The sequence below is a fragment of the Kaistella yananensis genome (assembly GCF_026107505.2).
GTDB classification, from domain to species: Bacteria; Bacteroidota; Bacteroidia; order Flavobacteriales; family Weeksellaceae; genus Kaistella; species Kaistella yananensis.
Window position 1 is genome coordinate 288067 of sequence record NZ_JAPCHZ010000004.1, and the last position, 18340, is coordinate 306406.

17 protein-coding genes and 1 other RNA gene are annotated in these 18340 nt (G+C 38.0%); 10 read left to right on the top strand and 8 right to left on the bottom strand.

Annotated features, from left to right (window positions below; translation table 11 throughout):
- Positions 1 to 10: 10 nt before the first annotated feature.
- From OK344_RS08325 to OK344_RS08335, 3 genes are all read right to left on the bottom strand, one after another.
- Positions 11 to 1516 (bottom strand): peptide MFS transporter, encoded by a 1506-nt coding sequence (locus OK344_RS08325; RefSeq protein WP_265144359.1) that lies wholly within the window; start codon positions 1514 to 1516, stop codon positions 11 to 13.
- Between the two features lie 134 nt (positions 1517 to 1650).
- Entirely contained in the window at positions 1651 to 3315 is a 1665-nt protein-coding gene (locus OK344_RS08330; RefSeq protein ID WP_265144360.1) for a peptide MFS transporter, read from the bottom strand.
- Between the two features lie 17 nt (positions 3316 to 3332).
- Positions 3333 to 5459: a S9 family peptidase gene (locus tag OK344_RS08335; protein WP_265144361.1), complete on the bottom strand. Its 2127-nt coding sequence runs from the start codon at positions 5457 to 5459 to the stop codon at positions 3333 to 3335.
- A gap of 74 nt (positions 5460 to 5533) precedes the next feature.
- Here OK344_RS08335 and OK344_RS08340 point away from each other — a divergent pair, with 74 nt between their 5' ends.
- Entirely contained in the window at positions 5534 to 5893 is a 360-nt protein-coding gene (locus tag OK344_RS08340; protein WP_265144362.1) for a hypothetical protein, read from the top strand.
- Positions 5894 to 5935: 42 nt separating this feature from the next.
- Here OK344_RS08340 and OK344_RS08345 read toward each other — a convergent pair whose 3' ends face one another.
- The 3 genes from OK344_RS08345 to OK344_RS08355 all read right to left on the bottom strand — a co-directional run bounded on the left by OK344_RS08345 (position 5936) and on the right by OK344_RS08355 (position 9123).
- Positions 5936 to 7291 carry an AAA family ATPase gene (locus tag OK344_RS08345; RefSeq protein WP_265144363.1) on the bottom strand — a complete coding sequence of 452 codons (1356 nt, stop codon included), beginning with the start codon at positions 7289 to 7291 and terminating at the stop codon, positions 5936 to 5938.
- A gap of 93 nt (positions 7292 to 7384) precedes the next feature.
- Entirely contained in the window at positions 7385 to 7897 is a 513-nt protein-coding gene (locus tag OK344_RS08350; protein WP_265144364.1) for a helix-turn-helix transcriptional regulator, read from the bottom strand.
- A 134-nt stretch (positions 7898 to 8031) separates the two neighbouring features.
- Complete coding sequence (locus OK344_RS08355) at positions 8032 to 9123, bottom strand: TerC family protein (protein ID WP_265144365.1); 1092 nt, start codon at positions 9121 to 9123, stop codon at positions 8032 to 8034.
- Between the two features lie 350 nt (positions 9124 to 9473).
- On the opposite strand from OK344_RS08355, the gene OK344_RS08360 reads away from it, so the two are divergent.
- The gene (locus OK344_RS08360) at positions 9474 to 10580 is read left to right on the top strand and encodes a M14 family zinc carboxypeptidase (RefSeq protein ID WP_265144366.1); all 1107 of its coding nucleotides are present in this window, start codon (positions 9474 to 9476) and stop codon (positions 10578 to 10580) included.
- Positions 10581 to 10630: 50 nt separating this feature from the next.
- Here the strand turns inward: OK344_RS08360 and OK344_RS08365 are convergent, their stop codons facing one another.
- Positions 10631 to 11134 (bottom strand): DUF4920 domain-containing protein, encoded by a 504-nt coding sequence (locus OK344_RS08365; RefSeq protein ID WP_265144367.1) that lies wholly within the window; start codon positions 11132 to 11134, stop codon positions 10631 to 10633.
- A gap of 203 nt (positions 11135 to 11337) precedes the next feature.
- On the opposite strand from OK344_RS08365, the gene OK344_RS08370 reads away from it, so the two are divergent.
- The 5 genes from OK344_RS08370 to OK344_RS08390 all read left to right on the top strand — a co-directional run bounded on the left by OK344_RS08370 (position 11338) and on the right by OK344_RS08390 (position 15862).
- Positions 11338 to 12747 carry an APC family permease gene (locus OK344_RS08370; RefSeq protein WP_265144368.1) on the top strand — a complete coding sequence of 470 codons (1410 nt, stop codon included), beginning with the start codon at positions 11338 to 11340 and terminating at the stop codon, positions 12745 to 12747.
- A 197-nt stretch (positions 12748 to 12944) separates the two neighbouring features.
- On the top strand, positions 12945 to 13169 hold the full coding sequence (locus OK344_RS08375; RefSeq protein WP_265144369.1) for a putative signal transducing protein: 225 nt from the start codon (positions 12945 to 12947) through the stop codon (positions 13167 to 13169).
- A gap of 145 nt (positions 13170 to 13314) precedes the next feature.
- A complete protein-coding gene (locus OK344_RS08380) occupies positions 13315 to 14151 on the top strand; it encodes a 1,4-dihydroxy-2-naphthoyl-CoA synthase (RefSeq protein WP_265144370.1) in 837 nt (278 codons plus the stop codon).
- An 80-nt stretch (positions 14152 to 14231) separates the two neighbouring features.
- Positions 14232 to 15164, top strand: a complete 933-nt coding sequence (gene menA / locus OK344_RS08385; protein WP_265144371.1) for a 1,4-dihydroxy-2-naphthoate octaprenyltransferase — start codon at positions 14232 to 14234, stop codon at positions 15162 to 15164.
- An 11-nt stretch (positions 15165 to 15175) separates the two neighbouring features.
- Positions 15176 to 15862 carry a metal-dependent hydrolase gene (locus OK344_RS08390; RefSeq protein WP_265144372.1) on the top strand — a complete coding sequence of 229 codons (687 nt, stop codon included), beginning with the start codon at positions 15176 to 15178 and terminating at the stop codon, positions 15860 to 15862.
- Positions 15863 to 15864: 2 nt separating this feature from the next.
- Here the strand turns inward: OK344_RS08390 and ffs are convergent.
- An RNA gene (gene ffs / locus OK344_RS08395) (signal recognition particle sRNA small type) lies at positions 15865 to 15962 on the bottom strand.
- A gap of 72 nt (positions 15963 to 16034) precedes the next feature.
- On the opposite strand from ffs, the gene OK344_RS08400 reads away from it, so the two are divergent.
- The 3 genes from OK344_RS08400 to OK344_RS08410 are packed head-to-tail and all read left to right on the top strand — an operon-like array spanning position 16035 to position 18316.
- Positions 16035 to 16610 carry a DUF4199 family protein gene (locus OK344_RS08400; RefSeq protein WP_265144373.1) on the top strand — a complete coding sequence of 192 codons (576 nt, stop codon included), beginning with the start codon at positions 16035 to 16037 and terminating at the stop codon, positions 16608 to 16610.
- A 49-nt stretch (positions 16611 to 16659) separates the two neighbouring features.
- Complete coding sequence (locus tag OK344_RS08405) at positions 16660 to 17610, top strand: glycosyltransferase family 2 protein (protein ID WP_265144374.1); 951 nt, start codon at positions 16660 to 16662, stop codon at positions 17608 to 17610.
- Between the two features lie 4 nt (positions 17611 to 17614).
- The gene (locus tag OK344_RS08410; RefSeq protein ID WP_265144375.1) at positions 17615 to 18316 is read left to right on the top strand and encodes a GIN domain-containing protein; all 702 of its coding nucleotides are present in this window, start codon (positions 17615 to 17617) and stop codon (positions 18314 to 18316) included.
- Positions 18317 to 18340: the final 24 nt, after the last annotated feature.

An 18340-nucleotide genomic window follows, 5' to 3' on the forward strand; every position in this document is an offset into this window, starting at 1 on the left:
GCGCTTAGTTCTAGTTTACTCCGTGCATTTTTTTCTCTAACCAACGGCTCATTGCAAACAAAATTAAAGCGGCAGCTCCACACATCACAATAAATACAAGGAAGAAATCGAAAAGGTTGGTGATTTCAAATCCTAAGAAATAAGTGATTTTCGCGCCTTGGCCCTCTTCACCACTTCCTGGAATTAGTGCTGATAAAGTTCCTGCAAATTTGTTTGCAGCAGCATTAGCCAGGAACCATGTTCCCATTAACAGAGACGAGAAACGCAGTGGTGAAAGTTTTGACACCATTGAAAGTCCGATTGGTGAAAGACAAAGTTCACCCATTGTGTGAATTACATAAAGTGCGATCAACCAGAACATGGAAACTTTGTCCATCATTCCCAGACCGTAAACAGCAAATGCAATAACGACGTATCCTAAAGAAATCAATGCAAGACCAAGGGCCATTTTCTTTGGCGAAGATGGCTCCATACCGCGGTTTCCGAGACGTAACCACATTGAAGAGAACAATGGTGCAAGTATGATAATGGCCAGCGGGTTTACTGACTGGAAGTAACTGGCAGGCATTTCCCAACCGAAAATTGTTCTGTCGGTCTGTCTGTCAGCAAAAATTGTAAGTGAAGCTCCGGCCTGCTCAAATGCTCCCCAAAAGAATATAACAAAGAATGCGAGGATAAAAATCACCATTATTCTTTCACGTTCTTCTTTAGTCAAAGATTTATCGGTAAGAACAATTAATGGCATCACAATCATAGCGCCATAAATGAGGTATCCGATAATATCCAAATCGCTTTGGAACATGGTTTTAAAGTTCATTAAGAAGAAAATAATTGCAATTGAGCCTAAAACCATTCCAAGCTGTGCAATACCAAATTTATTGGTTGGCATCCCGATTGGCTTGTTCTCGTTATCTACAAGCAGTTTGTTTTTTTGAAGCATAAAGGTTATCAAACCGATGACCATCCCAATACCTGCCGCCAGGAAGCCCCATTTGAAGTCAATTTTTTCAGCCAGCGTACCAGAAATAAGCGGTGCGAAGAAAGCTCCCAGGTTGATCCCCATGTAGAAAATGGTAAATGCAGAATCCACCCTGCGGTCTCCTTTCGGATAAAGCTGGCCCACCATCGTTGAAATGTTTGGTTTGAAAAAACCGTTCCCAATGATCAACATGGTAAGACCAATCCACATCAGCGTAATTGCTGAACTGCCTGAAGTGGAAGCACTGAAAAACATTACAAACTGCCCAAGTGCCATAAGTACACCACCAATTTCTATACTTCTTCTGTTACCCAGAAAACGGTCTGCAAGATAACCACCCAGAAGCGGCGTAAGATATACCAGCCCGGTATAACTTCCGTAGATTTGTGAAGCTTCTGCATCATCCATTAAAAGCATTTTCGTCATGTATAAAACGAAAATCGCACGCATACCGTAATAAGAGAAACGTTCCCACATTTCTGTCATAAACAAAAGATAGAGTCCTTTCGGGTGCCCTTTTTGCTCTGCTGTGTCCATATTTTTTTATTTGTTAATAATTGTTAATGAGCAAATATAGTTTTTTTTCTTTTTCAAGGGCTGAAAATTTGAGTTTTTAAAACAGAAAAGTGCCGAATTTCTCCGGCACTTTAAAAACATTGATAAAGAATGGTTTAGTTCACTCCTTTTTCTTTCATGATTTTATTCAATCTTTTCAGAATAGATAAACCAAGAAGGGTAGCGAGAAGCAATAAACCGAAATTTACGATAAAGAAATTAGCCTTGTTCTCATAATCGTACCAGAAACTAGCCAACACTCCCGATAATTTATTACCAATCGAGGTCGAAAGGAAAAATCCTCCCATCATCAGGGCAGTAAGTCTCGGTGGAGATAATTTAGAAACTAAAGACAATCCCATTGGTGAAAGACAAAGTTCGCCGACTGTAATTACCCCATAAGCAGCTACAAGCCACAGTGCAGAAACTTTGAATGCGCCATTATCTCCGGCATACACGGCTCCAACCATCACTAAACACGAGAGTGCAGAAATGAAGAGACCCAATACAATTTTAGCGGGTGTTGTAGGTTCCTTGCCACGTTTTCTTAAGAACATAAAGAAACCAACAACAACAGGCGTTAACACAATTACCCAGAATGGATTCACAGATTGGAACAATTCGGTGTTATAAAGATAAACTTTACCTTCAGGGTTAGCTTCCATAGCTGCTTTCTTCTCAGAAACTTCGTTGCGGAAATAGATGTCTTTTCCCTGTTCTTTTACCGGATTGCCAGCTTCGTCTTTTTGAGCCTGGTATTGGTCATCGTAAACATTTACCTCTTTTGAGGTATAATCTTTAGTTTCAACCAGATAAATGGCTTCCAGAGGTTTTTCAGCTACTGCAGGCACGCTTCTGTCGGTATAATAATTTGCCCATCTCGTTAGAGCGGTTCCATTTTGTTTGAAAACTGCCCAGAACATTAAACTTACCGCAAATATTGCCAGCAAAGCACCAATCGGTCTTTTATCATCTGAATTTGCTTTCACGTAAAGCATCACATAAAAGTAAACTACAGGCAAACATGCGAAGATAAAGGCATCGGTAGAATCACTTCCGAAGATATTTCCCGGAATAACCCAACCAATAATTCCCGCTATAATTGCAGGTACAAAAACTTTAACCAAAACATCAGAAATTTTGGTATCACCTGCCTGAACGGGTTTCATAACGTTGGCTTTCAATATATGCTTTCTTCCCAAAGAGAAAATAAGCAAACCAATGAACATCCCAACTCCGGCGGTGATAAATGCTTCGCCCCAACCGAATTTATTCCTCATAAATGCGGCGATTATGTTACATGCAAAGGCTCCGATGTTGATTCCCATGTAGAAAATGTTATAACCAGCATCTTTATTGAGTTTATATGGTTCTTCTTCGTAAAGATTCCCAAGAAGGGTAGAGATACTTGGTTTGAAAAATCCGTTTCCTAAAATAATTAGCGCCATTGATGTATAAAACATCGGAATTTCCTTAAAAACTCCTAAACCGATATAACCCAGTCCCATCAAGGCTCCACCGATATAAATCGCTTTGATATAGCCCAAAACGCGGTCGGCCAGAAACCCGCCGAGAAATGGGGTCAGATACGTGAGGGCAATGAAGGTTCCAAAGATATCATCTGCATTTTTGTCATTAAAAGCCAGTCCGCCGGTATCTGTAGGATCGATCATATACAGAACGAAAATTCCGAGGATCAGATAATATCCGAACCTTTCCCACATTTCTGTGAAGAAAAGATAGGGTAAGCCTTTAGGGTGTTTGTTTGTGCTTGTCGCCATTTTTAAATATTAAGAGTTTATAAATTTTCTAGGATGAAATCTGTCATTTTCTGATAAAGTTGTGGTCTGGTCTGCCCACCGAAAATGCCGTGATTTTTGTCGGGATACGCCATAAATTCAAACTGTTTTTTGTTCTGAATCAAAGCTTCTGCAAATTCCATTGAATTCTGAAAATGTACGTTATCATCTGCGGTCCCGTGAATAAGCAGGAAATTCCCCTTCAGTAAATTTGCGTATTCTGTTGGTGAATTTTCGTCGTATCCTTTAGGATTTTCCTGTGGAGTTCTCAAGAATCTTTCGGTGTACACGGTGTCGTAATACCTCCAGTTGGTTACAGGTGCTACCGCAATTCCGGCTTTGAAAACGTCTGCACCTTTAGTCAATGCTAAACTTGCCATGTAACCACCATAACTCCAGCCGAAAATTCCGATTCTGGATTTGTCGATATAAGTTTGTTTTCCGAACCATTTTGCAGCTGCAATCTGGTCTTCAATTTCGTATTTGCCAAGGTTCATGTAGGTTGATTTCTTATATTTTGTGCCTTTGTAGCCGGTTCCGCGACCATCTACACAAACAACGATATAGCCTTTCTGTACCAAATGATTAAACCATAATCCATTGCCTGCATCCCAGGAATTTGATACACTCTGCGATCCCGGACCGGAATACTGGAACATAAAGAGCGGATATTTTTTGCTTGGATCAAAATCTTTCGGTTTCAGCATCCAGGCATTCATTTGGTCGCCAGCTTCGTTCGGAACCGTGAAGAATTCTTTGGTAACCATGTTATCTGCCTGAAGTTTCTGCAGCAATTCGTTGTTGTTCTGAAGTTCTTTGATGGTTTTCCCGTTTCCGTCTTTTAAAACATAGGTGAAAGGTTTTGCCGCTGTGGAAGAAGTTTCAATAAAATAATTGTAATTCCCACTGAAACTTGCCCTGTTATTTCCTTCGGAATTAGAAATAAGTGTAGATTTTCCGTTCTGGATATTTACTTTAGAAACTACTTTATTAATGCTTCCTTTTTCGGTGGTTTGAATAAGAACTTCTTTAGTTTTTGGGTTATAACCATAATAATCAGTTACTTCCCAGTTTCCTTTGGTGATTTGTTTTTTCAGTTTTCCGTTTTGGTCGTACCAATAAAGGTGACGGTTTCCGTCTCTTTCAGAACCCCAGATAAATGAGTTGTCATCTAAAAATTCAAGCGTAACATTATCTGTATCCACCCATTTTTCATCGGTTTCTGTAAATAATTTCTGAACGTTTCCTGTCTTTGTATTTACTTTCAGAATATCAGAAGCGTTTTGAGTTCTAGCAGAAGTAATCAGAATAATTTCATCTGCTTTCGCTGTTTTGTACACATTAGGGATGTAGTAATTTTTGAATGCCGATAAATTCAGCGCAGTCGTTTTTCCGGAATCCAAACGGAAAAGCTGTGCAGAAACGACAGAGTTTTTTTCGCCCGCTTTCGGATATTTAAAACGCATTTCCGATGGGTAAAGCTGCTTGCCGTAAATCGGAATATACATTTCCGGAACTTCGGTTTCATCGGACTTCACAAATACAATGGCATCAGAGTTTTTCGTCCATTCATAAAGTTTTGCGTGCCCGAATTCTTCTTCATAAACCCAGTCTGCAAGACCGTTCAGGATATGATTTTTCTTTCCGTCACTGGTAATCTGGGTGATTTTACCAGAACTTAAATCCTGATAAAATAAGTTATTTTCTGCAATAAAAGCCACTTTAGTTCCGTCTGGAGAAAAAGTTGGCTCCTGAACGAAGTTGCCATTATTCAGGTTGATTATTTTGCCTGATTTTAAATCTTTAACATCAAATTTTCCAAGAAATGAATGTCGGTAAATGGGTTCGCTTTCTTTGAGCAGTAAAATTTTAGATTCATCATCACTAAAAATGTAAGACTCAAATCTGCCGTCTACCACATTGCCCTCTTTTTGGGATGTTTTGTAAGAATATTTAGCGATTCCAGTTGGTTCGATAACCACATAATTTTCGCCGTTTTTCAGGGAAGCGATTCCTGAGATTCCTTTGCCACGGTAATATCCGGAATAAATTTTGTCCAGCGTGATTTCCTGTGAGAAAATCATTACGGATGAAAGGATTGCCAAGGATAAAAAGATTTTTTTCATGAATAAAATTTGATAAGATTTCAAAGATAACAATTTTATTAAAAACGGTGTTAAAAGTTGAATTTTACACCGTCTTGGCAAAATTACTGGGCTCGGATTATCAATTTAAAAACACAGATCATGGAAACCTTCAATTCAGAAAAATTAAGCAGTTACCAAATAGATCATCAAAAATTGGTGACAGGTTTGCGACCTATACAGATGCCGAAAGTTACGCAGCAAAATTTGGCGGAAAGGTAGTGGAAATTGGTTTCAGAGACGGTAATGATAATCCTGAAATCACAAGTGATGGTAGACTTATCGAAAAAAACCTGCATTATTTTGTAGATGCAGAACCCAAATACAAAATTATTCACTCTTCAGATACGGGATTCAGGCACTATCTGAAACCCGCAAAAGTGTACGAAATCGCTGTGTTGCTGCCACTATCTTAAAATTAAAATGGAATTGGTAATAATCCATTGTTATTTAATGCGTTATTTATTTGTTTTTTCATCAGTTTTCGTTTGAAAACCAATAGATTTACGTGGAGTTTCTACAACCTTATAAGACTCAAGTTCAATTTTTAAAGCAGCGATTCTTTTAGGGAAATCATCGTAATTATTTACGGACACATCGCTGATAAACTGTGCGACCTGGTTTAGGTATTCTTCGGTAAGCTTCGCTGAAGCATCGCGTCTGGCAGCGTTCAGCAGTTTACTGTCGATCTTTATATTTTCAGAATTATCTTTTAAGTACTGATTTCTGATTCGTTTTTTTAAACTTTGCGTAAAATCTACGATCATTGTATTCGAAAAAACTTTCATTTTAGATGATATATCTTCCCAAAACGGGAGATGATCTGCATTGTTTGCAGTTAATATTTTCATCAGAAGCGCATCTTTTGCAAGATTTTCGGTCATAAAATATAAAATCATTTCCGAACGTTCCCGGGAATTGGGCGGAAATACAGGAATTACCACATCGAATCTGCCCGGAGCAAGAATGTCTTTGTCGATATCAGCAACAGAATTAGCGGAACCTACCATCAGCAAATCCTCTTCTTCGAACCTGCTAATATAATTCAGAACAATTTCTTTAGTTTCTTCGTCGCAGGATAAAACCGTTTTTTTCTCACTTCTTTCACGCATAATATCATCAAAATCTTCCATGAAGAGGAGAGTTTTTTCTTCCTTAAGCATCTGAATCAGAAAATCATTAAAGTTTGTTTTGAGGCCGTCAACAAAGGAAGTGCCGAGATAATATTTTTTTATTTCTTTAAACTGGTAACCAATAATTTCAGCGATTTTATTGGCCCAGAAAATTTTTCCGCTTCCCGGCGGGCCGTAAAGAATGATGCCTGCAGGTTTATGAATTCCCCAATCGGTAAGTGGAGTATTGTTGATAAAAGGATCTAATTCTTTTGAAATATGAAAAAAAAGATCCCGATAGCCAATGAAATCCCGCTCTTTTAAGCTTGTTTTTTTTCCGAAGTAATTGTAAACAAACTCGTAATTGCCGCCTAACTTATGATCGATTCCGAAACTTGAGACAGATGATTTGTACATTCCGTTGTCAAAAAGTCTGGGTTTTTCGCTTTTAATAATTTCTGCAACTTTTTCAGGACTTTGATTGATCGTTCCGGCAATATCTTCTACAGATTTGGTTTGCTCAAGATCTTTTTCATATTTTTTTAAAAATGAAATATTTTCTCTTGCAAACTTTGCAAAATCGTCTTTTACATTAAAATTTGTCGTAATACATTCTGAAAGTTCAAGATCAAAATCCTGAATGAATTTTATCATACTTTCAGGAGATATTTTAAGTTCCTTAGCAAGGTCGGCGAGTTTCATTTCAAGTATTTTTTGTGCCCAATCAAATTACAAAAATTATGCTGAAAAAGTGCTCGCTGATTTCAGAGCTGAAAGTGAGTTGCAAAAAATGTTTTAAGGTTCAAAACTTTCGAACTTTCCGTTTTCAAAGAACCAAACAATTCTTTTTATCTTATTTGCTTCATTCACAGATGTTTGCGTTTCGGTTTTCACTTCCTGTGGAGCTAATCGCTGAGAATCGGCTATTTTTTCCTGAACTGGGACTTGGGGGGAAATATTCGATTCTGGCGAAACAGATTTTGTAACCTTATCGTCTTTTTCCGTTATTCCAAAATTCTCATCTGCAATCAAAGAAAACAAATCGGGAAGTGGTGTGGGTTTTTGCACTTCGGGCGAAGGTTCTTTTTCAGGACTCTTGATCATTTCGCCTTCACCTGTAATAAGCCATTCCCATTGTAGCTCGGGGAACCGCTCTTTAATTTTAATGAGAAAATCAAGTGATGGTTTATTTCTGCCGGAAGTGATGTGCGAAATGTTCGATCGCTGCACATCAATCTCATCGGCAAATTCAGATGAAGATAACTCCGAATAGGAGATCACTTTTGATATTCTTTCGTTCAAATTCATAATTACAAATGTAAATAAATATTCAATAAGAAGAATAAACAAAAGTAAACGAACACAAAATTAATTTATTTACAGAAGTAAAACCAGCACATAAAGTACTGGTTTCATATATGTTAGATGATATTTAATCATGATTACCTGTGTAAATTGTCTTCATGTTCCGGATCAAACTTAAGCTTTCTTTCCTTTTTACGTTCAGGGAAAATAAGAGAGAATAAAATACTTAAACCTAAAATTCCTACAATAATAATCAGGGAATGGCTGGTGGTGAATCCCCAGGCTTCCAGATAACTGTGGGTTAACATCTTCAGACCTATAAATGTCAATAGAACCGATAAGCCTACCTTCAGGAACCTGAATCTGTCGATAATTCCCGCAAGCAAAAAGAACATGGAACGGAGACCGATAATTGCAAAAATATTGGAAAAAAAGACAATATAAGGATCTTTAGTAACCGAAAATATGGCTGGAATACTGTCTACAGCGAAGATTAAATCGGTAGCTTCAATGATAAGAAGTACGAGAAAAAGGGGAGTAACCTTCTTAATCCCGTCAATCGTTACGAAAAACTTATTGCCTACAAAATGATCATGCACCTTAAAGAACCTCTTGGCAAACTTTACGACAGGGTGATTTTGGGTATCGATTTTATCGTCGCCATCTTTATCAAAGAACATCTTAATCCCTGTAAAGACCAAGAATGCCCCAAATACGTACATAATCCAGCTGAACTTTTCGATAAGCGCTGCGCCTACAAAGATGAAGATAAAACGCATTACAATGGCTCCTAAAATTCCCCAAAACAGCACCCGGTGGTAATTCTTCTGGGCAACTCCAAATGCACCGAATATTAGAACCATTACAAATATATTGTCTACCGAAAGCGCGTACTCTACAACATAACCTGTTAAATATTCAAGACCTAAATTCTGGTTATACAACTGTATGCTGTGTTCCAGATCATTGGGAATAACTTTTACCGGATGATGATGTGCTGCGATAACCGATTGTAATTTCGACATACTGTCGATCCCGTGGAGTAGGTGACCGTAGGTAATAAGGATAAAGTAGAAGCACATGGACAGTGCGACCACAAAAAAACTCATCAGGCCGGCCTGTTTCATGGAAATTGTGTCGGATCTTTTCTTAAGAAGTCCTAAATCGAGAGCCAGGATAAAAAAGATAAATACTAAAAATCCAAGGAGAAAAATTGTTTCGTTATTCATATTTAATTTAAAGGGCAAATATACATAATTTATCATTTTTCATGTAATTTACAATTGTGAAAAGTCTTAAATTTAGAGCGAGCCAAAACTACTGGTCGTGTTTATGTTTTTTCCCTACAAATGGAGTTTTCCACACGACTAAGCAATTAAAGTGATTTTAAAAATAAACTTTATTTGATTTTATTTAAATATTGATTTTTAGATACTTACATATTTTAATTAAAATAAATTCAATCCACAAAATTACCAACAGACAAACTGACATTTTGACTTGTTTAATAAATTTACAAAAGTTAATTTATTGAGTTAGCAAAAAAAAAATTAAATTTGAAACTTGTAAAAAATAAATAATGCCAGAAAATCTGCAGTACCGACAAAATCCTAACTTCCCAAACCGGTATATTTCCCCGGAAAAATTATTTTTTTACCTACAGAAGAATTTCAGAAATTATATATCAGAAGTTGGTAAGTCTTATTTAGGTAAACCTATTTATAAAATGAAATTGGGAAATGGCGCCGTAAAAGTGCTTGCCTGGTCGCAGATGCATGGCAATGAGTCGAATGCCACCCATGCGATGCTCGATTTACTTGAAATTTTCAAATATCAGCCACAGTTAAAGGAAACCCTGTTTTCTGAAATAGCGCTGGATTTTATTTTCATGCTTAACCCCGACGGTTCTGAAAAGTGGACGCGTAGAAACGCGCTGGATATTGATATGAACCGGGATTTTTTAAAACTCTCCAGTAAAGAATTTCCCATACTTAAGAAAATTGCAGAAGACGGAGATTACCAATATGGCCTAAATCTTCACGAGCAGCGAACCATTTTCACAACAGATGGTAAAAATCCTGCAACATTATCTTTTTTGGCGCCTTCAGTAAATCATCAGAGAGAAATCAATGAAACCCGCAAAAAAGCGATGGCGGTGATTTCAAGAATTTATGAGAATCTTAATCCGCTAATTCCGAACCAGATTGCGCGTTATTCAGATGAATTTTATCCGACTTCTGTGGGAGATAATTTTTCAAAAATAGGCTTACCGACCATTCTTTTTGAAGGTGGACATTTCATCGATGATTATAAAAGATTCGGCACAAGAAAATACTATACTTTGGCTTTGTATGAAGGCTTAAAAGCAATTGCAGAGTTGAAAGGCGCTACAGAAAACTGGGAAAACTATGAGAAAATTCCAGAAAACAGAGAAACTCATTACGACATTATTTACAGAAACGTAAATCTGAATACAGATTTTGAGTGTATTCTGGATATTGCCGTGCAGTATCGAGAAGAATTGCGTAATGGTGATGATGAAATTTCGTTCGTCCCCATTGTAATGGAAGTGGGCGATATAGGTATTAAAAAAGGCTGGAAAGAGATCGACTGTACCGGAAAAACCTTTGTCTCTGAAAGAAAATTTCCAAAGCTGGATGCTGAAGTCGATTTTAGGATTGAATAAAAAACGGAGTCTGAAATAGACTCCGCATTATCATATATTATTTCAGAAAATTAATTCACCACTTTAATTCCATTTGCTACAAATCGGATTTCTTCCTGTGGTTTTGTAATCGCGTCAATTTCTGCCTGAGATTTTTTAGCATCTTCTGCATAATGTTTCTGCTCATCAACTGAGATAATCTTTGTTTCTGCAGAGCCTTCCAAAACTATATTTTTTCCTTTCAGGGCGGTAGGGACAAAGAATGCATAATCTTTCATCTTAACAAAAAACTTTTCGTTATCATCGGTTTCTACCGTTAACCAACAACCTTTTTTATCACAAACATCGGTAACCTTACCTTTTACCGCAACATTTTCGAGTTTTTTGCTGGATTTCAGTTTCTTTTCGAGTTTTTTCGGAGAAATAGCAGTTTGTTCTGCTTTGGCAGAAACCTGACTTCCGTAAACATCACCTATGGCAGCGTTACCGGCCGGTGGACCTGATTTTTTCTCTGCTTCCTGAGCAAATGATGCAGCTGAAAATACAATGGTCAATAAAAGAATGATTTTTTTCATGATAAAAATTTTTACAAAAATAGCAAATACTTGGACCTGAGTAATATTGTTAAGTCAAAAATTAGGGCCTAAAGATAATTAAATCTTAATTAAATAAGCAATCCGTTAAAGAAAATCAATATATTTATTGCCTTGTAAATTTAATAAACTGGAATTTACCGGAAGTCGAAAAAACGGTAAACTTCAATTAACTGAAAATTTTTATGCAAAAAAAACTCAAACTTTGGGATGCCACAATGCTCGTAATGGGTTCGATGATTGGCAGCGGAATATTTATTGTAAGCTCCGATATGATGCGGAACCTTGGCTCAGGTTACTGGCTGATAGCGGTTTGGGTCATTACCGGAATTATGACTGTTGCTGCTGCAATTTCGTATGGTGAACTCTCAGCAATGTTTCCGAAAGCCGGCGGACAATACACTTATATTACCGAAATTTTTGGTAAAATGACTGGATTTCTTTACGGTTGGGGATTATTTACTGTCATCCAGACCGGAACAATTGCTGCTGTAGCCATGGCTTTTGGGAAATTTACAGCATATTTAATTCCCGCACTTAATAACTCAGATCCTATTTTCCAGAGCGGAACTTTCAAGATTACCTGGGTTCAGATTTTAGCAATTGTTGTGATCCTGCTCCTTACATTTATCAACACCAAAGGCGTTAAAAACGGCAAATTCCTTCAAAACCTATTTACAGCTTCCAAAATAGTTTCTTTGTTAGGAATTATTGTTTTCGGATTTCTTTTCGTGAAAGATTCTCAATGGGCTTCGAACATGAGTTTTGGCTGGAACAGTTTTCAAGATTTTGGTAAAGAAGTAGGAAATGATCTTTTGCCAACCGGCTGGAAATCCATCGGAAGCATCACGCTTCTTGGCGGAATCGCTGCTGCCATGGTGGGTTCGGTTTTCAGTTCAGTAGCTTGGGAAAACGTAACTTTCGTTTCCGGAGAAATAGAAAATCCAAAGAAAAATGTCGTAAAATCAATGGTTCTGGGAACTTCTGTGGTGATGGTTTTGTATATGTTGGTGAATTTCGTTTATCTGAATGCTCTCGACCGCGACGCCATTGCATTCGCCGATAAAAACCGTCCCGCAGTTGCAGCTTCCGAAGTCATTTTCGGAAACCTTGGAACCGTAATTATGGCAGTTTTGGTGATGATTTCCACTTTTGGCTGTATCAACGGATTGGTGTTAGCAGGCGCGCGGGTATTTCAAACCATGGCAAAAGACGGATTGTTTTTTAAACAGGCCATTGCAAATAACCGGAACGATGTTCCCGAAAAATCGCTCTGGATGCAGGGGATTTGGGCTTCAGTTCTTGCGCTCAGTGGGCAGTACGGCGATTTGCTCGATATGATTTCGTTCGTCATTGTGCTGTTTTACATGATCACGGTTTTCGGCGTGATCTACTTAAGAATCAAAAAACCTGGAATCGAAAGACCTTACAAAACCTGGCTTTATCCCGTTACGCCATTAATTTATCTCATTATTGGTACTGCATTTTGCGTCCTCCTCATCTGGTTCAAACCGCAATATACCTGGCCTGGCTTTATTTTAATTTTGCTCGGTCTGCCGGTTTATTGGTACATTAACAGGAAAAAATCTGCTTAGTTTTTATTCAGGAGCAACTAAATTTCGGCTACTTCCGAAATCCCGACCTGCTGTTCATTACAATCTTTTTTCAGGTTGCGTCAGCAAAGCCTCCGAAACCTGAAAAAAGGATTTCCATTGCCATCAGGGCTAGAACTTCATTCGGTTTTTCTTACAGAATTTCCGTTTAATTATGTTATTTTTAGCAAAAAATTGAAATGTCAGCATTAGTTCCCGTTTTCCAGTCATCATATCTTTACGAAATCGAATTGGCCAAAACCAAGCTCGCTTCACGGGATATTCCCAGTTATATTAAAAACGAATACGTCAACAATATTGCTGTATTCCCGATTTCCCAAAACTATTTTCTCCTTGTTAATGAAAGAGATTTTGAAGTTGCCGCTGAGATTCTTCAGGAAAATAACGAAGTCGGAGAAGAATAAACCTTATCTGTTTCAATAAATATTTCTCTAAAAAATCCCGATAAAATTCAGTGAATTTTTTCATGTTTCTCCATCCAAAAACCCTGCGTTTTCCTTTTGAGCTGCCTTATAAATTCCTTATCTTTGGCTCAAATTTTACAAGAAAATGATTGACTGGAAAACCGTAAAAGAATACGAAGATATTACCTACAAAAAATGTGGCGCTGTAGCAAGAATCGCTTTTAACAGACCGGAAGTACGCAACGCCTTCCGTCCCAAAACTACCTCCGAATTATATGATGCTTTTTATCACGTTTCAGAAGACCCTTCTGTAGGCGTGGTGTTGCTTACCGGCGAAGGTCCAAGTCCGAAAGATGGTGGTCATGCATTTTGTAGCGGCGGCGATCAGAAAGCCAGAGGCGAACAGGGATATGTAGGCGAAGATGGACGTCATCGTTTGAATATTCTTGAAGTTCAGCGTTTAATCCGTTTTATGCCCAAAGTGGTGATTGCTGTTGTAAACGGTTGGGCTGTAGGTGGCGGACATTCACTTCACGTTGTTTGCGACCTTACTTTAGCCAGTGAAGAACACGCAATCTTTAAACAGACCGACGCCGATGTTACCAGTTTTGATGGCGGTTACGGTTCTGCTTATTTAGCAAAAATGGTGGGTCAGAAAAAAGCCCGCGAAATTTTCTTTTTAGGAAGAAATTATTCGGCCAGAGAAGCCGAAGCAATGGGAATGGTTAACGCTGTAATTCCTCACGCAGAACTTGAAGAAACGTCTTATCAGTGGGCGCAGGAGATTTTAGGAAAATCGCCAATGTCGATCCGAATGCTGAAATTTGCAATGAACCTAACCGACGACGGTATGGTAGGACAGCAGGTTTTTGCCGGCGAAGCCACAAGACTTGCCTACATGACGGAAGAAGCCAAAGAAGGCAGAAACGCATTCCTGGAAAAAAGAAAGCCCGATTTCGGTGAAAATAAATGGATTTCTTAAATAGATTTTTAGATTATCGATTAGACAGGAAATTTGTACTGTCTAAAGTTTAAAATTTAAAATTTAAAATCTGAAAATTTATGATGGATTGGATACAAGCCGCACGATTGCGCACTTTGCCGCTTTCAATAAGCGGAATTATAATGGGTTCTTTTATCGCAAGATGGCGGATTCTTGAAAACGGAGGAACCTGGGACTGGCAGATTTTTGCAATGGCGCTGCTGGTGACCTTACTCTACCAGATTCTTTCAAACTTTGCAAATGATTATGGAGACGGGATTAAAGGCACAGATAAGTTACGCATTAACGAGGCTGAACAAAGGGCAGTAGCTTCCGGAAAAATCACAGCAAACCAAATGAAGAGTGCCGTAATTCTTTTTGCTGCATTGTCTTTAATTGCGACAGTTGCACTTTTGTATCTGGCGTTTTTCAGAGAAAATCTGATGAACGAATTTTACACTTTTGTAGGACTCGGCGTAGCGTGTATTTTGGCTGCAATAGGGTATACAGTTGGTAAAAAACCGTATGGATATTTAGGATTGGGAGATATTTTCGTGTTCGTATTCTTTGGTTTTGTTTCTGTTTGTGGAAGTTACTTCCTTTTTACAAAAACTTTTCACTGGGACATGCTTTTACCTGCAACAGCTATCGGAATGATGAGCGCCGCAGTCCTTAATCTCAACAATATGCGCGATATCGAAAGCGATGCACTCAGCGGAAAGAAGACCCTTGCCCTGAGAATGGGTTATAGATATGCAATGGTTTACGAAATCGTTTTATTGCAGCTTCCTTTAATCCTGATGTTGGTTTTTATGATGATGAACGGACTGCATACCCAGGGCAATTATTACGCGTTTATCTTTTTTATTCTCGTATTTCCAATGACGGCACTTAGAAGAAAAATCATGCAGACGAAAGAACCAAAAGAACTCGATCCATATCTTAAACAGGTAGGGATTTTTACGCTCGTCATGAGTGTTTTGGTAGCTTTCGGACTTAACTATTTTAATTAAAATCAAAAAAAATGAAAATTCAGTTCCTCGGACAAAACTGCTTTTTGTTCAATTATAACGGTAAAAATATTCTTAGCGATCCATTTTATAATTTCCAGAAAGAAAAATCTAGATTTGATATTACAGCGCAAAAAATTGATTATGTGTTGATTACGCATGCACACGGAGACCATACCGCAGATGTGAAAGAAGTTTTACATCATCATCCGGAAGCACAAATCATCGCCCAGCCAGAAATCTGTGGCTATTTTAACCATCCAAATTCCATCGACATTAATTTTGGCGGTTCTGCTAAGTTTGATGATATGAAGATTTCTATGGTTCCGGCTTCGCATACGTCGAGTTTTCCAGATGGAGCTTATGGCGGTGAACCTTGTGGTTATATGTTCAGATTTCCCGGAAAAAACATCTATTTCGCGGGTGATACAGGCGTAATGGCTGACATGGCACTTTTCCCACAGTTATTCGGAGAAATAGCTCTTGCGATCTTACCGGTGGGTTCGCATTATACGATGTGTGCAAGAAAGGCAAGTTTTGCTGCTGCTGAACTCTTAAAAACAAAGAAAGTAATCGGCTGCCATTTCGATACATTTCCGCCTATTGCGATAAATCACGACGAAGCTTTGAGAATTTTTGAAGAAAAAGGAGTGGAGTTGATATTGCCTAAGTTGGGAGAAATATTTGAAATTAAGGCATAAAAAAATGGCAAGCGATCTACATCACACCGCTACAACCGTTTACCTTTGCTGCGTTCCCACCCTGGAGGATTCACAGGAGCTGGTTGTGTAGGACTTGCCGGTGCAAAGATAAGGCTTTAAATTAAAATTCAAAATTCAAAATAAAAAAAATTCAAAATTTATAAAATCTCTTATGGTTAAAAATGTTTATGGTGTTGGTTTTCTGCTGTTTATTGCAACAATGCTTATTTTCTTTTCGATGTATTTTTTCGGGATGAATGTTGATTATTTCAGCAATTCGATGCTTTTAAATGCATTTTTGCTTCCCGCAGTGTATGTTGCAGGGGCATTTTTATCCGTAAATGCTGCAAAAAAAGAAGGCGTTCCGATGGGTTTTCGGGCAGTTTTTGGGCGTGCTTTCAAACCCATGTTTATCGGTGGTTTGCTTTCGGTTATCAGCATGTTTCTTTTCCTGAATTTCATGGATAAAGATGCCAAAGATTTATTGAACTATCAGTACATCGAAAGGCAGAAAACAGAACTCAACAACGAATACGAAAAAGCAAAAAGTGCCCTGGATAAACAAGAAGAGAAGGCTGAACTCGAAAAGAAATACCAAGATCGCCTGAAAAGTTTTTCCCAGGAAATGATTAAGGATAAAGACATGTTTTCGTTCCGGCAGTTTACGTATTATTTCGCGGCAATCATGGTTTTTTACGTAATTTTATCTGTCTTTTTTGCCAGTTTCTTTAGAAGCAGAATTGAATAGAAAACCATTAAAAATTTTTCACTTTGAATCTATAATTTCAACAACTTAAATGAATTTATCCATCATCATACCTCTTCTGAATGAAGAAGATTCCCTTGAAGAATTGTTTTCAAGAATTCACAGCGTCTGCACCACCGCAAATCTTTCCTATGAAATTTGGTTTGTAGACGACGGAAGCACCGATCTTTCGTGGAGCATCATCGAAAATATGAAAGTTCAGTTCCCTCAGATTCACGGGATTAAATTCTCCAGAAATTACGGGAAATCGCAGGCACTTCATGCAGCTTTTGAAAAAGCACAGGGTGAAGTGGTAATTACCATGGATGCTGATCTTCAGGATTTTCCTGAAGAAATTCCGGAGCTGTACAGAATGGTAAAGGAAGAAGATTACGACATTGTTTCGGGCTGGAAAAAGAAACGTTTTGATAATGTAATGACAAAAAATCTTCCGTCAAAGCTCTTTAATGCAGCGGCCAGAAAAGTTTCCGGTGTCGAACTTCACGATTTCAACTGTGGATTAAAGGCCTATAAAAAGCAAGTTGTAAAATCAATTGATGTTTACGGTGATATGCACCGGTATATTCCGGTTCTGGCTGCCAATGCGGGTTTCCGAAAAATTACAGAGAAAGAAGTACAGCATCAGGCACGACCGTACGGAACATCAAAATTCGGTACAGAACGTTTTGTTCGTGGATTTCTGGATTTAATTACCCTTTGGTTTGTAAGCCGTTTTGGTGGTAGACCGATGCACTTTTTTGGCGCCGTAGGAACGTTGATGTTTATCGTAGGATTTTTATCTGCTTTCTGGCTGGGAGTTTCAAAATTAATTGATGTTTCCAGAGGAATTTATGGTCATTTGCTGACCAATAATGCCTGGTTTTTCATTGCTTTAACGATGATGATTCTCGGTACACTACTCTTCATTGCAGGATTTTTGGGTGAAATGATCATCAGAACCAACCGCGAACACAAAAATTATAATATCGACGAAGTCATTTAATCAAATGAAAAACCTGTTTATTTTACTCCTTGCTTTTTCTGTTATGTCCTGTGGCGAAATCTCTCCGAAAGGAAATATAGAAAACAAAAATATCCCGCTCGAAGAATTTGTAAATCTTAATCTTGAAGGGAAGTTTCGGCTGTTTTATATCAAAAGTGACAGCAGTTTTGTGAATGTGGAAACCTACCCGAACATTTTAAATAACCTGAAAATTAAAGTCAAAGACAAAACGCTGACTATCGAAGAGAAACGTAAGACAAAAGGCGTTGACTTTTATAATATTACCGTTTATTCCAAATATAATTTAGAAATGGTTTCGATCGCAGATTCAGTCGAAATGAACATATCAAGCGAAATTAAAACCGACAACTTTCGGCTGAATTTAAAAAATAATGGTAAATTTATTGGATCCGTAAATTCCCGCCGGGCAGAAGTGGATATGACGGGAAAAAGCCGCGCAAACTTCTTAGGCAATACAAAAGATGCCGTGCTGAAAATTTCGGATACGGCAAGCATTATCGCTCCTTACTGGATTATTGAAAATCTGAACATTGATTCTAAAAACGGAAATTATGCGGAAGTAAATGTAAAGGATTCATTAAAGGAAGATATAAAAAACACGGCGAAAATGGTGTATTATAATGATCCGATCCGCGCATTTACTATTGATAAAACAGCCACCGTACAGAACAAAAAAATGGATTAGCTCCAGATAAAATAATATAAACGC